This window comes from Novosphingobium resinovorum (assembly GCF_027922145.1).
In the GTDB taxonomy this organism is placed as follows: domain Bacteria; phylum Pseudomonadota; class Alphaproteobacteria; order Sphingomonadales; family Sphingomonadaceae; genus Novosphingobium; species Novosphingobium resinovorum.
On record NZ_BSFC01000030.1, the window covers coordinates 286,473 to 299,665 of the forward strand.

A 13,193-nucleotide genomic window follows, 5' to 3' on the forward strand; every position below is an offset into this window, starting at 1 on the left:
AGGTATGGAATCGCGCCGCTTTGGCGAAGAGGGGCGAATGGGGGGCTACCGAAGGGGTAGGCGGTATCGGAAGCGCAGCCGAAAGCTCAGGACAGCGGCCCTCCGTATTCCATCAGGTCCGCAAGAGCGCGCAACTGTCCGGGCAGTTCGGCGGACAGTCCGAAGCATTCGTAGAAGTTCACGGTTGCCCCCAGCATCGCCACGGCCACGGTACTGGCGGGCAGCCCGCGCTCCGCCAGTCGTCCGTAGATCGTCGCCAGCTGGTGGGATACGGGCGCGAAGTCGCGGTAGTCGATGTCTGCGCTGGTACGTGCGATACGATCAAGGCAGTCCCTGACACTGTCGGCCCTCACACTGTCGCGTTCGGCTTCTGAAGCATCGTGCATATCGACCCCTTCGATCCGGTTGGTGAATCCGCAATGTGCCGGGCGCGCCGCAAGCGCCCTTTCCCAAGTATCAGGTCAGCAATTGTCCGAAGCCATTTCTATGAAGGCGTCATCATTTCTGGTCGTCTTGGACTTGCGGCTAACCCTTTGGAGCTAGGTCGTTCAGCCCAGTTGCGCGAAAGGGTTGCTGCAGGGATTGTCGGCGAAAAGGCCGTGGTATTCCAGATGACCCGGATCGGCGGACCCGTCGTGCCCGGTGGCAAGGACGAATTCGGTCAGCAGCTTGCGGTCGAAGGTATCGAAGCGCTTGCCGATGCCAGGCTGCTGCAGGGCCAGGCGCCTGGCGCCGCCGACTGTCTCCAGAAGGCGCAGCGCGCCCGCTTCCATGTGGCCGAGATGGCCGTTGCGGGCGCTGAAATCCTTGACGAAGAGGGCGAAGTCGGTGTCGCTCATGGTGAAGGGACCGGCAAGGCGGTGCAGGATCGCGCGCATGGCGTCCGCACTTTCACTGCCGGCCACGAACCCGGCGAGCCCGCCCGTGATGCCGATTCCGGCAACGCCGATCCCGACCAGCGCGGTGCGGCGGCTGATCCCGCTCATGCCAGCACCTGTCGGGCTGCGCGGATCGACATGGCGGCGACGGTCAGGCTGGGGTTGCTGGCCGAGCAGGTCGGAAACACGCTCGACCCGACGACGACGAGGTTGCGCAGGTCATGATGGACCTGCCCGCCGTCGACCACGGAATCGCGCGGATCGCCGCCCATGCGCAGGCTACCCTGCAAATGGCTTTCGGTCGGCCGCACGGAGCGGCGCTCTATGCGCTCCACCGGGATGCCGGAAAGGATGTCCGGCAACTGCTTGAAGGCCCGCTCGACACCGGCGAGGGCATAAGCGCCGGGTTCGCCGCCGACGACCTTGGCTCGTCCGTCCGGGCCGAGCACGACGGCGTTCCGGTCGTCCGGCAGTTCCTCTGCGACGATGACGATCGGCAATGTCTGTCGCCAGCGCCCGGGCTCGGTCCGGAAACCGAACTTCCAGCGGTTCTCGAAATAGAGCAGCACGGCACCGGAGCTTTTGCGGAACGGGCCGTCGTAGGCGCCGTAGTCGAGCCCGGTGGTGATCGTGCTGCCGTCGAAGTTGTCGATCCCGTCGAGCATGGCTTCAACCTCGATGCCGTAAGCTTCGTGCAGCCCCTTGCCGACCGGTCCCCGGTCGATACCGGAGCGCAGCAGGATGGCGGGTGAATGGATGGCGTTGGCGCCCAGCACGAAAAGGTCGCCATGCACGGTGAATTCGCGCCCTCCGGAGCGGAACTTCACCGATCGTGCGACGCCTGCCGCCGCCTCCAGACGGGTGACCTCGGCGCCAGGGCAGACGCTGACGGAAGCGTGCTGGAACACGTCCATGAGCCCGTTGTTGGCGGTGAACTTCGCATCGACCGGGCATAGCGAGCAGCGATGGTTGGCGCAGCAGGACGGCCGCGTCGCGGTCGCCACGCGGGCGCGGGCGGTGGGCATGACGAAGTGCAGGTCGGGCCGGGCGTGCTTCAGCCGCGCATCCGGGGTCGAGGGGTGGTGCGGCGGCTGGGGGAAGGGGCGCGATCGCGGCAGCACCTGCGCCATCGCCTCGTCTCCCGAGATAGCCATGATGTCTTCCGCCTCGCAGTAGAACGGCTCCAGCTCCGCATAGTCGAACGGCCAGTCGCGGCCGGTTCCGTAAAAGCTGTGCAGGCGGAAGTCGGTCGGGTGGAAGCGCGGTGTCTGCGCGAACCAGCAGTTGGTGCCGCCGCCGAAGCCGATCGTGAAATTCCATGGATGATCGCCTTCGTTGGCGAACGTCGAACCCGGTTCGATTCGGCTTTGCCGGCCGTCTTCCCACTGATCGGCATGGCTGCGGATCTCACCCCATTCGAGCACCAGAATCTTGCCGGCACGTCCATGCCTGAGCGCTTCATGCAGGAAGAAGCCCGATCCGAAGCCCGATCCGATCACAACCGTGTCGAAATGCTGCCCGGCGACGTCCTCGGCACGGACCTGCGTTTCAAGCCTGGTCATGCGGGAATGACGGCATGAGATGGACGAGAAGGCCGGTGATGATGCGGTTCGGACCGAAATGTTTCCACGATAACCGCGTCCTTGTCGAAGTACCTGGGTTTCAGCGAACTGAATTTCTTCGTGTCAGTCTCTTCCCTTCGGGCGGCGGCGCAAATGGACATGATTGATTAATCCAATGGGGTAGCGGGTTTGTCATTTGGATTAATCTGAGGTTTTTCACCGACCGTTTTATTCGGAGCATTTCTTGCCATTTCTCCGCGCGAAATGGGAGTAATCCTTATGGTGCAGTTGGAGCGGTCGTCGGTATGCGCGATTTATCGAAGCTAGACACAAGGTGGCAACATGGGGACATGTCGTGGCGACACAGGCATCGATCGACGCAAATCCGCGCATCGGCTCGTCCCATGACTTGCCGGGGGGAGAGGAGCGGCCGGTGCCTCGTCTGTTCATCAACGGCCGTTTCCTCGTCCAGCAGGCGACCGGCGTGCAGCGCGCAGCCCGCGAGGTCACCGTGGCGCTGGACCGGCTGCTCGGGCGCGGGGCCGTCGATGCAGACGTAACGCTGCTGGTGCCGCCGGGGCCATGGGTGCAGCGCCTTTCTCTGGACTACATAAAGGTCGAGACGGTTGGCAGGTTCGGCGGCGTGCTGTGGGAGCAGTTCGATCTGCCCGGCTATGCGCGCAGCGGGACGCTCCTGTGCCTTGGCAACAGTGCGCCCGCGCGGTCGCTGACGGAGCGTGACACCGACGTGGTGGTGATGGTCCATGACGTCTCGTTCCTCGATCATCCCGGGGCCTACAAGCTAACCTACCGGATCGGGCATCGGATGATGCTGCCGCTGCTGATGCGGGCTGCACGTGCGATCGTCACCGTTTCGGAGACGGAGCGCGAGCGCCTGGTGCGGCTGGCTCCGGCCGCCGCGCCGCGCATCAGCGTCGCGCCCAATGGTGGCTGGAGCACCGATATCGCCGCTTCCACCGGCGAGGTCGAGGGACTGCCGCCGCCCGGCTACGGCCTCTATGTGGGCTCGCTGTCGCATCGGAAGAATTTCGCGCGTACGCTTGAAGCGGCGATCCGCCTCGCACGCGAAGACGGGCTGCACTTCGTCTTCGTCGGCGCGACGGGCAGGGTGCTGCGCCAGCCCCGATGCGACGTGCCGGACGACGTTGCCGACCGAATCCACTTCCTCGGACAGGTCAACGATGCGGCCAGTCTCGCACGCATCTACCGCGACGCGCGCTTCCTGCTGTTCCCCTCGCTTTACGAGGCCTGCCCGTTACCGCCGGTCGAAGCGGCCCATTTCGGCTGCCCGGTCGTGGTTTCGAACATACCGTCGATGTGGGAGCGGTGCGGGCGGGGGGTTATCTATTGCGACCCACTGTCGGTGGATTCCATGCTGCGCGGCGTGCGCACCGTGCTGGCGGACTCCGCCTGGCGCGACCGCGCCATCGCGGCCGGACAGGCCATGGCCCGGCGACGCTGCTGGCAGGACCAGGCGGCGCTGGTCTGCGTCGCGGCACTTGGTGAGGATTGTCTTGCGAACCGGGCCTCGGGGGGTGGGGCCACGGTGGCGGCGGCGGGGCCTTGCGGCTCCGTCGCCGTCTCAGTCTGAACCTAACAGGCTAAGCCTATCAAGCGGGCGCGGGGACTGAGGCGCAGGCCACAGGCGATACCGCGTCGATCATCGCCAGGCGGTGTTGTTCCGCCGCGATCACGGCGACCACCCGCGCGATCTCCGCCGCTGCCAATCCCGATCCCGTCGGCAGGCCGAGCAGCGAGCCGGAAAGTCGGTCGGTGACGGGCAGTTCGTCGCGGGGTACGTCTGCCAGATGGTCGTGCAAGTGCAGGCCACGCCCGTACCAGAACCGCGTCTCGATGCCGGCAATGTCCAAAGCGGACTGCAGGGCTTCCGCCGTCGTGGCATCGGCGCATCGATGGACCACGTAGTTGGATGCGATATGCGGCGCCGTGAGCAGGGTGTCGGCGTTCAGGCCTCCCTGCACGAACGCAGCGCGATAGGCACGCGCTGCGCGGCTTAAATCGGCGCGCTTGACAGCCCACCCATCCAGTTCGGCAAGGGCCACGGCAGCATGATACTCGCTCATCTTGCCGTTCAGGCTGGCGGTCTGGCTGTTGCGTGAACCCATGAAGCCGAAGTTGGTCGCCTGCGATGCCCTGGCGGCAAGAGCCGGATCCGGCCACAGGACGCAGCCGCCTTCGCCGCAGCCGAAAGCCTTCGTGGCGTGGAAGCTGAGGGCGAGGGGAATGCGTGCGTCACAGACCATGGCACCGTCGGCGACTGCCTCGATGGCGGCGGCGGCGTCGATGATCACTTTCACGCCGGTCTCGCGCTGGAAACGCGCCCAGCGCTCGACGTCGATGGGCCGACCATATGCCGTGACGGGGATGACCACGCCGAACCGCTCGATCAGCGGATGGTTCGCCAGCGGGTCCGGGTCCAGCGTCCAGCTTTCTTCGCAGATGTCGGCGAGGTAGGGCTGGTAACCGCACTGGCTGGCTGCCGCCGCGGTCGCCACGAAAGTGTAGGCCGGGCACACCGCATAAGGGCGTCCCGGAGTCGCGGTCCCCGCATGGGCCATGATCGCGGCGATGAGCGCCGCCGTGCCGGAGCTGGTGGTGATGACGCTGCCGTCGATCAGTCCGAAGGACGTTTGCAGGCGCTTCTGCAAAGACCTGACCAGCGGCCCCTGGTTGGAGTACATGCGGGCCTGGTCGATCTGCCGGAGATAGGGCGCGACTGCATCGGTCGTGGGGAGGCGCGGTTCATAGGCCAGGAGGCGGCGCCGGCTTCTGGGCGCAAAAGCCGACAGTCGATGGGACAACTCGTCCGGTGCGATGCCGTCGATCATGCGCAGGGGACCGAAATCCCCGGGGAAGTCGGGGACGTCGACGAGAGGCGCACCAGGCGCGATGGGCTTGAAGAGGCCGATGGTGATTTCTCCTTTTTTGTCTTTACGGTCTCACTGCCGGATTGAGGGCGAACTGGCGGGCGCGGCCGCTGCCGGAACCATGGATCATGTCCTGGTAGATGCGTCGGATCCCCCGCACGAGCGCGCGCGGAGCGATCAACAGCGGCAGGCCGATGGCCCAGAACCGTGGCAGCGCGAAGTAGCGGCGCGTCAGATAGAGTGCGGCCAGAAGCGCGTCACGCACGGTCGTACCCTCCGATTTGGCGTTGAGGATCCGCGCGATCACGTGGGTCTCGAAAATCCGTCCGGCCATGGCGCGGCGGACGCGGCGGTCCTCGGGGAACAGGAGTTGTGCGATCTCGTCGTAGGCGCGCACATCGACTTTCAACCGCTCCAGCCAGCCGATACGGCGCTTGAGTTGGTCGTTTCCTGAACGGAAGCCGACGCAAGGCTCCTCGATCACGCCCCATTTGCCCCGGGCGCCGACGGCAAGACCCTCGATATATACCTGCGAATAGAGGTTCGTCATCGCCCGGGCACGGGGATCCGTGGCTGCTGCTTCCCAATCGCTGCGCCGCACGAGGGTGGCCGAGATGAAGCCGAGCAGTTCGGCAAGATGGCTGAAGGCCGGGCCGATCCCGGTGAAGCACTGAGTCCTGGGCATCTTGCGGATACCCGTCATCCGACGCATCGTTACATCGTAATCCACCACGCCGACGGTCAATGCCACCGTGTCCGGCCAGGCCGCCAGCGCCGAAAGAACCCGGCGGATGCCGCCTCGCTCGATCCGGTCGTCATCGCCCATCAGCCAGACGTAGTCTCCCGTCGCCCGGGCGGCTACGGCGGCGATATTGCCGTCCACCCCGATGTTGATCGGGTGTCGGAAGTAGATGAAATGCGCGAGGCGGTCGGCATAGGCTCCGGCGACCGCCTCGGTATCGTCAGGAGAGGCATCGTCCCCGACGACCACTTCCACGTCACCGCTATTCTCTGCGAGAATGCTGTCGAGCAGTTCCGCCAGGCAGGCGGAACGATTGTAGGTGGGAATGCAAATCGAAAGCGTCGGCATACGATTTCCAGGATTTGAGGCAGTGCCTCCCGCGAGCTGAAATACACCATATGTAACAAAATGCGTCTACATGGGGGCGGCATTAGTGTTACTGCGTTATTGTAAATAATGGCCGATTTTCATGGCTTGGAGTCGGGAGTATTGATAAGAGAGGGTAATTGTGCCCTCTGATATATCAGGATACGCAAGGCGCTCTATGCGTACATGTGATCATCGGTCCATTTAGAACCTACGTTCGATGGCGATGCGGAAAGGTGCGCGCCTGACTATGCGGATACGTTCCGGATCGAGCCCCGCTTCGGCAAGTCTTGCCGGCCATTCGCCGGGTCGCATCGAGCGCGCGATGGAAAGCTGCCCGTCCTCGCGTACGATGCGGTGGACGCCCATGACGCGGGCGAGCAGGGGGAAGCCATAATAGGCGAAGCGGTGGCGATGCAGGTCGCAGATCAGCCATCCCCGCCGCGCCCTGATCTCCATGTGGTGCAGGAACCGGTCGAGTTGATCGTCGCTCATGTGATGCGCGACCTGGCTGCTGACGATGAAATCGAAGCTCTCGGGCTGCGCGGCATAGTCTCCGGTGCGGTAGTCCACGCCGAGCCCCGGCGGGGTCGCCGCACGGGCGAGTCCTTCGCTGGCGGGGTTGAGATCGACGCCCACCAAGGTTGCGGCGATGCCCCTCCGGACAGCCCACCGGGCCACCGTGCGTAGCAGGTCGCCATGACCGAACCCGACGTCGAGCAGGCTGAACGACTTCGCTTCGCCGAGCGCCCGCTGCAGGAACGCCGTCGTCGAGTGGGTGGTGAAGGTCCAGCGGTTGACCCGTGCCAGATCGCTCAGGACCTTCGCGTAGACGAGCGGATCGAGGTCCGGGGCATCCATCTGCTCTTCCCGGCGTGACCGGATCGACAGGTCGTTCACTGAACCACAATCTCGCCGGTCATGCCGAAAGTGCTATGCATGAAGTGCGTGCAGCGCACCTTGTAGGTGCCGGCCATCGGCGCGACGAGATGGACATCTACGCTGTGCCCGGCATCGACCGCCACCTTGCCGCCGGAAACCCTTGCGCGATCGGAATCCATGATCTGCGCAGCCGCGAAGAATTCCTTCGCCGTGAAATCATGGCCGCCGGATGATACGTTGGCGAAGTGCAGGTCGTAGGCCTGGCCATGCTGCAACGTGATGGTGGAGGGGCTGAACTGGAAGCTGGAAAGCTGGACGTCAAGCGTTTCGGCATGGCTCCAGTCGAGCGCGGCAGGCGCGCCCCGGGATGCCTCGACCGGAGCGAGAGTCAGCATGGCGATGGCGATCATGCAGGGGGCGATTAGACGAATGCCGGAAATGTTAACGGAGGTCATTTGCGAATCTCCTGCCCCCTTGCGGCCCATGTGCCTCATGTTGCCGGAGGCTGCTGCAGTATCTCACCTTTCAGGGCGGGACAGAAGCGTAATTGCCGTCATCTCGCGGGACTTGCCGGGGCCGGAAAAAGCGAGCAGTCTCGTGAAGATATCGCGTGGGAGCGTTGCGATGAAGGGCATATGCATGGCAGTGGCCTGCGCACTCACGATCGGCGAATTCCCCCGGGGCACCGTGGCACGAGCAGTTGTCTACGGACGATCGTTGACCGATGAAGGCGGCGGGATCGTACCTATCGCGCCGCGATCCGCCTCTCGCCGGGCGAGAGCCTCGACGTGACGGGATGCCTTCTGTTGATGTGCCGCACCCGGCACTGGACCCGGTTCAAGGAGAAACATGGATGACCAACGACGACATCCTGGCGCTGATCGCGCAGGAAACGGGACTTCCGATCGAACGATTGCAACCCGATGCGACGCTGGCCACGCTCGACATTTCCTCGATCGACCTTGTTTCGATGCTCTTCGAACTCGAAGATCGCTACGGGATCGAAATCCAGCCCGAGGAACTCACGCGCGAGATGACCTTGCGGCAGTTGTTCGATCGCATCGGTGTGCCGCTGGCGTCATGATGGCGCGGCAATGACCAACCGGGTGCTGATAACCGGACTGGGCTGCGTAAGTGGGCTTGGTCGCGGGGTCGGGGTGAACTGGGAGCGCGTGCGGGGCGGTGATGGCGCGATCCGCCCGCTCGAACCTCCGGCGCCGGAGGGGATCGCGGCATGGTTCGACGACGACAAAGCTCACGAGGCCGTAGGGCAATCTCTGCAACGTTCGGCCCTGCATCGTTCGGCCCTTCTGGGCAATGTTGATCCGGAGCGGCTGCGTCGGCTCGGCAAGCTGGACAGGCTTTCCTCCTTCGCGCTCGAAGCCGGGCTGGAGGCGGTGACGCATGCGGGCCTGCTCGCGCACCCTGCTCTGGTGCAGCGAACCGCTATCTTGCTCGGCTGCGGCAGCGGCGGCAACGGGACGATCGAGACCGCTTATGAACGGCTGTTCGCGGCAGGGCAGTCCAGGGTCCATCCGCAGACGATTCCCAGCTCGATGATCGCCGCTCCTGCCGCGCAGCTTTCCATGCTGCTTGGCGTGCACGGGCCGGTGCTGACCCTTTCCGGCGCCTGCGCCTCCTCGGCACAGGCGCTCGGCGAAGCGATGCACATGATCCGCGCCGGGCGGGCGGACGTGGTCATTGCCGGTGGAGCGGAGGCATGCCTGACGCGCGGCTCCCTTACCGGGTGGCAGTCCCTTGGCGTGTTGGCCCCCGATACCTGCCGCCCCTTCTCGCGCGATCGCCGCGGCATGGTGCTTGGCGAGGGCGCCGCGGTGCTGGTGCTGGAGAGCGAACGTCACGCGCAGGCTCGCGGCGCGCGCGTTCTCGGCGAACTTGCCGGCTACGGGGTGTCGAGCGATGCCACGCACATGACCGCGCCCGACGTTGAGGGCATCGCCTCCGCCATCCGAGCGGCCCACGAAGATGCCGGTATCGGCATCGATACTCCCGCGCTCGTTTCCGCGCACGGCACCGGCACGGCGCTGAACGACCCGGCCGAGGCCGCCGCGATGCATCGTGTCTACGGCCCTGCACTGGCGCATCACCGGGTCATCGCCACGAAGTCCGCCCATGGCCACATGATCGGCGCGACCGGAGCCATCGAGTTCCTGCTCGGTCTTGTGGCGCTGTCCGAAGGAATCGCTCCCCCCGTGCTCAATCACCTCGGCCCCGATCCCGATTGCGACCTGCCGCTGGTCCTTGCGGCGCAAGAGTTCGCGCCCGACGTTCTCGTATCGAACAGCTTCGCGTTCGGCGGCCTCAACGCCGTCCTGGTGGGACGCCGCGCATGACCGCCACGATCGCCCGCGTCAATCGCATCGGCACCGCCAATCCGCCGTTCGAAGTGCACGATGCCTTCCTGCGCTTCGTCACCTCCCGGATCGGCGACGATCGCATGCGCCACTTGTTCGAACGCATGGCGGCCCGTTCGGGGATCGAGCGTCGCTTCTCCTTCCTGGAGCCGGTGACGCTGGAAGACGGCACCGTCACGGACCGGGAAGGCTTCTACGGCAGCGGCCCATGGCCCTCTACCGGCAGCCGCATGGAGCGCTACGAACGCGATGCCCCGCGCCTTGCACTGGACGCCATCGCCGCGCTCGACCCAGACATCGCGCAGGCCGGCATCACGCACCTGATCGTCGCTTCGTGCACGGGCTTCATGGCGCCGGGGCTCGACCAGGCGATTGTCGCGGGGGCGGGGCTGGACCCCGGTGTCGAGCGTACGGTGGTCGGCTTCATGGGGTGTTACGCGGCGGTGAATTCCCTGCGGCTGGCGCATCACATCGTCCGTTCCGAGCCTTGTGCGCGGGTGCTGGTGGTGACGCTCGAACTGTGCAGCATCCATTTCCAGCGCAGCGACGACCTGCCGAGCCTGCTCGCCATGCTGCTGTTCGGCGACGGTGCGGCGGCGGCGCTGGTGACCGCGCAGGAGGGCGGCATCGCCCTGCGGGACTTCCGGGCGGTCACGATCCCGGGCACGGCCGACGCCATCACTTGGAACATTCGCGACCAGGGTTTCGACATGCATCTTGGCGGCGAAGTGCCCGCCCGGATCGCGACCGCCCTCGCTTGGGAGGCGAAGCGCGAGGATGCGCTCGGCCTGTTGCGCGGGGGATCGCCCGGCGACTTCGCGCTGTGGGCGGTGCATGCGGGCGGGCGTACCATTCTCGACGCGGTGGAGCAGGGGTTCGGCCTTGGCGCAGAAGCGCTGGCGCCTTCGCGTTCGGTGCTGCGAGACCGGGGCAACATGTCCTCGGCGACGCTGATGTTCATCCTGGCGCAGATGCTGGACTGCAAGGCGCGCGGGCCGGGTCTGGCGCTGGCCTTCGGTCCGGGAATGGCGGCGGAAAGCTTCCGCTTCACGATCGAGGGCTGAGGTGGCCGATGCACTGATCCTCGGCGGTGGGCTGGCCGGCAGCGCCGCCGCCTGCCTGATCGCGCGCGGTGGAGGCGACGTGCACCTGCTCGAACGCGAGACCGGGGCGCATCACAAGGTCTGTGGAGAATTCCTGTCGGTCGAGGCCGTGGCGCATCTGCGGCAACTGGGGGTCGAGCCGCTGGATCTGGGCGCCGTGCCGATCCACCGGATGCGCCTTGTGTGGGAGAACCGGGAAGTCGAGGCTGCACTGCCGTTCGCGGCGCTAGGCCTCAGTCGCCACGTTCTGGACGAAGCGCTGATAAGCCAGGCCGCGGCGAACGGCGCCCGCGTCGAGCGCGGTGTGCGCGTGACGGAGCTGGACGGACACGTCGCCCGCACGAACGTCGGCGAGCGCGAGGGGCGTCAGGTGCTGATCGCCACCGGCAAGCTGCCGATCCGGGGCGAGAAAGCCCCCGCTCGCATCGCCAACGGACATGTGGGCTTCAAGATGCACTATCGCCTCGCCCCGTCCGCTGCGCGGCAACTGGCGGAAACGATCGTTCTGGCACTGCTGGATGGTGGCTATGCGGGATTGCAGTTGGTCGAGAATGGCCGGGCCAACTTGTGCCTCGTACTGCGCGCGCAGGCGTTCGCGCGGCTTGGCGGAGACTGGCAGGGCGTGCGCGCATGTCTGGATGGCACGTCGCAACTTCAGCGGATACTTGCCGATGCGGAGCCGCTGTTCGCAAGACCGCTCGCCATCGCCAACCTCGGCTACGGTCCGCCGCCCCGGGGCCATGGCACGGACATAGCCGGGGCAATGTTCCTCGGCGATCGCTGGGCGATGACACCTTCGCTGACCGGCGACGGCATGGCCATCGCCTTGCGCAGCGGGTTGCTGGCGGCAGGCTGCGTCCTCGCGGGGGAAAGCGCGGGGACCTATCACCGGCTGCTCGCTGCAGAGACCCGCCGCCAGATCGCGCGCGCGACGATATTGCAGAACGGGTTCGAAGCGCCCGCGTTTCGCCATGCCGCGTATTGGCTGGCGCGTCTTTATCCTGCCCTGCTGACACATGCGGCGCGGGCGACACGGTTGCCGGACTGGAGCGGGCCTTGATGGGCACTGGCACCAGGGAGAAGGGTTCGGTAGACCACCTTCCACCATGTTCACCACTATCCATCACGTCGCCCTGATCTGCACCGACTACGCCGTGTCCCGGCGCTTCTATACGGAAATTCTCGGAATGGAGATCATCCGTGAGGTCTACCGGGAGGAGCGCCAGTCGTGGAAGTGCGATTTGCGCATCGGGGCGGCCCAACTGGAACTGTTCTCGTTCCCGGCGCCGGCCGCGCGCCCTTCGTATCCCGAAGCCACCGGGCTGCGCCATCTCGCCTTCGCGACCGCAGACATCGACGTGGCGGTCGCGCGGCTCGCGGAAAATGGCGTGACTTGCGAACCGCTGCGCCGGGACGAGCATACCGGCGCCCGTTTCACGTTCTTCAACGACCCCGACGGTCTGCCCCTGGAACTCTACGAACAGTCAGCCGGGAGTTAAACCTGGCAGAGAGTACGCAGCCGCGTCGTCGGCCCCGGCAGGCCGGGCACGTCGACCTTCATGCGCAGTACCGCGCCTGAGCGCGGCGCATCGACGTTGCCGCCGGTACTGACGTAGAGCCAGTCCGGATCGTGGCTGCCGAATGCCACGCTGACCACATGCGGGTAAGGGAGCGGCAGGTCGTCGGTCTGCGTCCCGTCCGGGGCAAAGCGACGCAGGCGCGCGGTATTCCAGCAGGCGGCCCAGAGGTTTCCGGCGGTATCCAGCGTCAGCCCGTCGCCGTCCTCCAGTTCCACCAGCAGTTCGCCCGCTCCGGGCAGGCCGTCCGGCGCAAGCGGATAGCGCCAGATGCCGCGCGTGGTTTCCATGTGATAGAGCCACGTCCCACAAGGGCTTGCCGCGATGCCGTTGGATGCGACGACGTCGCGGCGCAGCACCGTGACTTCGCCGTCGCCGGACAAGTGGAAGAACAGGCCGGGGGAAGGCTTCTTGCCGGTTTCGAAGATCGCCTCGAAATCGATAGTGCCGGCGAAGAGGCCGCCGCGCCCGTCGCCTTCCATGTCGTTGACCGCGACGACCGGCATGTCTTCGATCCGCGTGAGGACCTCGCGCGTAGCGCCCGTCGCAGGGTCGAGCGCGACGATGCCGCCCCGCCCGCTGCACAGGACTTTGCCGGAATCGTCGAAAACGATGCCGCCCACCCATAGCCGGTCGGGCAGCATCAGTTCTGTCGCCTGTCCCGGGCTGTTGCGGTAGACGCCTTTCCCGGTGAGATCCGCGAACCAGACCTCGCCTTCGGCGGAAATGCGCGGTGCCTCGATGAAGTCGTGGCCTTCGGCGACGATCTCGAACGGGGGCAGGGTCATGAGGCGCGCGC

Annotated in this window: 14 protein-coding genes and 1 pseudogene; 7 read left to right on the forward strand and 8 right to left on the reverse strand. The window is 65.8% G+C overall.

Features of this window, described 5'->3' with window-relative positions; genetic code table 11:
• Positions 1–86: 86 nt before the first annotated feature.
• The 3 genes from PKE80_RS19230 to PKE80_RS19240 form a co-directional block, all read right to left on the reverse strand.
• Positions 87–386 carry a hypothetical protein gene (locus PKE80_RS19230; RefSeq protein ID WP_271183887.1) on the reverse strand — a complete coding sequence of 100 codons (300 nt, stop codon included), beginning with the start codon at positions 384–386 and terminating at the stop codon, positions 87–89.
• Between the two features lie 162 nt (positions 387–548).
• Positions 549–986: a hypothetical protein gene (locus tag PKE80_RS19235; protein ID WP_271183888.1), complete on the reverse strand. Its 438-nt coding sequence runs from the start codon at positions 984–986 to the stop codon at positions 549–551.
• Positions 983–2,440 carry a GMC oxidoreductase gene (locus tag PKE80_RS19240; RefSeq protein ID WP_271183889.1) on the reverse strand — a complete coding sequence of 486 codons (1,458 nt, stop codon included), beginning with the start codon at positions 2,438–2,440 and terminating at the stop codon, positions 983–985. Before PKE80_RS19240 ends, PKE80_RS19235 begins: the two co-directional genes overlap by 4 nt.
• Before the next feature lie 355 nt (positions 2,441–2,795).
• Here PKE80_RS19240 and PKE80_RS19245 point away from each other — a divergent pair, with 355 nt between their 5' ends.
• On the forward strand, positions 2,796–4,052 hold the full coding sequence (locus tag PKE80_RS19245; protein WP_271183890.1) for a glycosyltransferase family 4 protein: 1,257 nt from the start codon (positions 2,796–2,798) through the stop codon (positions 4,050–4,052).
• Positions 4,053–4,071: 19 nt separating this feature from the next.
• Here the strand turns inward: PKE80_RS19245 and PKE80_RS19250 are convergent, their stop codons facing one another.
• The 4 genes from PKE80_RS19250 to PKE80_RS19265 form a co-directional block, all read right to left on the reverse strand.
• On the reverse strand, positions 4,072–5,310 hold the full coding sequence (locus tag PKE80_RS19250) for a DegT/DnrJ/EryC1/StrS family aminotransferase (protein ID WP_271183891.1): 1,239 nt from the start codon (positions 5,308–5,310) through the stop codon (positions 4,072–4,074).
• A gap of 103 nt (positions 5,311–5,413) precedes the next feature.
• Complete coding sequence (locus PKE80_RS19255) at positions 5,414–6,439, reverse strand: glycosyltransferase family 2 protein (RefSeq protein ID WP_271183892.1); 1,026 nt, start codon at positions 6,437–6,439, stop codon at positions 5,414–5,416.
• Between the two features lie 222 nt (positions 6,440–6,661).
• Positions 6,662–7,318: a methyltransferase domain-containing protein gene (locus tag PKE80_RS19260; RefSeq protein ID WP_271183893.1), complete on the reverse strand. Its 657-nt coding sequence runs from the start codon at positions 7,316–7,318 to the stop codon at positions 6,662–6,664.
• A gap of 35 nt (positions 7,319–7,353) precedes the next feature.
• Positions 7,354–7,794, reverse strand: coding sequence for a plastocyanin/azurin family copper-binding protein (locus PKE80_RS19265; protein ID WP_271183894.1), 441 nt, complete (start codon positions 7,792–7,794; stop codon positions 7,354–7,356).
• A 297-nt stretch (positions 7,795–8,091) separates the two neighbouring features.
• On the opposite strand from PKE80_RS19265, the pseudogene PKE80_RS25350 reads away from it, so the two are divergent.
• The 6 genes and pseudogenes from PKE80_RS25350 to gloA2 form a co-directional block, all read left to right on the forward strand.
• Positions 8,092–8,196 (forward strand): annotated as a pseudogene (locus PKE80_RS25350) (DUF2147 domain-containing protein); the annotation flags it as partial.
• Positions 8,193–8,423 carry an acyl carrier protein gene (locus PKE80_RS19270; protein ID WP_271183895.1) on the forward strand — a complete coding sequence of 77 codons (231 nt, stop codon included), beginning with the start codon at positions 8,193–8,195 and terminating at the stop codon, positions 8,421–8,423. The pseudogene PKE80_RS25350 and the gene PKE80_RS19270, both read left to right, overlap by 4 nt.
• A gap of 10 nt (positions 8,424–8,433) precedes the next feature.
• Positions 8,434–9,693, forward strand: a complete 1,260-nt coding sequence (locus tag PKE80_RS19275; protein ID WP_271183896.1) for a beta-ketoacyl-[acyl-carrier-protein] synthase family protein — start codon at positions 8,434–8,436, stop codon at positions 9,691–9,693.
• A complete protein-coding gene (locus PKE80_RS19280; RefSeq protein ID WP_271183897.1) occupies positions 9,690–10,778 on the forward strand; it encodes a type III polyketide synthase in 1,089 nt (362 codons plus the stop codon). The genes PKE80_RS19275 and PKE80_RS19280 overlap by 4 nt, the downstream gene beginning before the upstream one ends.
• 1 nt (position 10,779) lies before the next feature.
• On the forward strand, positions 10,780–11,877 hold the full coding sequence (locus PKE80_RS19285) for an NAD(P)/FAD-dependent oxidoreductase (protein WP_271183898.1): 1,098 nt from the start codon (positions 10,780–10,782) through the stop codon (positions 11,875–11,877).
• Positions 11,878–11,923: 46 nt separating this feature from the next.
• A complete protein-coding gene (gene gloA2 / locus PKE80_RS19290; RefSeq protein ID WP_271183899.1) occupies positions 11,924–12,316 on the forward strand; it encodes an SMU1112c/YaeR family gloxylase I-like metalloprotein in 393 nt (130 codons plus the stop codon).
• On the opposite strand, the gene PKE80_RS19295 is transcribed toward gloA2, so the two are convergent.
• Positions 12,313–13,182, reverse strand: a complete 870-nt coding sequence (locus tag PKE80_RS19295) for an SMP-30/gluconolactonase/LRE family protein (protein WP_271183900.1) — start codon at positions 13,180–13,182, stop codon at positions 12,313–12,315. The two genes, gloA2 and PKE80_RS19295, sit on opposite strands and share 4 nt — an antisense overlap.
• Positions 13,183–13,193: the final 11 nt, after the last annotated feature.

What these genes read in the sequence shown, in the direction of transcription:
- PKE80_RS19270 (WP_271183895.1), top strand. Translation starts at nt 8,193, where the DNA reads ATGACCAACGACGACATCCTGGCGCTGATCGCGCAGGAAACGGGACTT.
- PKE80_RS19230 (WP_271183887.1), bottom strand. Translation starts at nt 386, where the DNA reads ATGCACGATGCTTCAGAAGCCGAACGCGACAGTGTGAGGGCCGACAGT.
- PKE80_RS19275 (WP_271183896.1), top strand. Translation starts at nt 8,434, where the DNA reads ATGACCAACCGGGTGCTGATAACCGGACTGGGCTGCGTAAGTGGGCTT.
- PKE80_RS19295 (WP_271183900.1), bottom strand. Translation starts at nt 13,182, where the DNA reads ATGACCCTGCCCCCGTTCGAGATCGTCGCCGAAGGCCACGACTTCATC.
- PKE80_RS19250 (WP_271183891.1), bottom strand. Translation starts at nt 5,310, where the DNA reads ATGATCGACGGCATCGCACCGGACGAGTTGTCCCATCGACTGTCGGCT.
- gloA2 (WP_271183899.1), top strand. Translation starts at nt 11,924, where the DNA reads ATGTTCACCACTATCCATCACGTCGCCCTGATCTGCACCGACTACGCC.
- PKE80_RS19280 (WP_271183897.1), top strand. Translation starts at nt 9,690, where the DNA reads ATGACCGCCACGATCGCCCGCGTCAATCGCATCGGCACCGCCAATCCG.
- PKE80_RS19240 (WP_271183889.1), bottom strand. Translation starts at nt 2,440, where the DNA reads ATGACCAGGCTTGAAACGCAGGTCCGTGCCGAGGACGTCGCCGGGCAG.
- PKE80_RS19265 (WP_271183894.1), bottom strand. Translation starts at nt 7,794, where the DNA reads ATGACCTCCGTTAACATTTCCGGCATTCGTCTAATCGCCCCCTGCATG.
- PKE80_RS19255 (WP_271183892.1), bottom strand. Translation starts at nt 6,439, where the DNA reads ATGCCGACGCTTTCGATTTGCATTCCCACCTACAATCGTTCCGCCTGC.
- PKE80_RS19260 (WP_271183893.1), bottom strand. Translation starts at nt 7,318, where the DNA reads ATGGATGCCCCGGACCTCGATCCGCTCGTCTACGCGAAGGTCCTGAGC.
- PKE80_RS19235 (WP_271183888.1), bottom strand. Translation starts at nt 986, where the DNA reads ATGAGCGGGATCAGCCGCCGCACCGCGCTGGTCGGGATCGGCGTTGCC.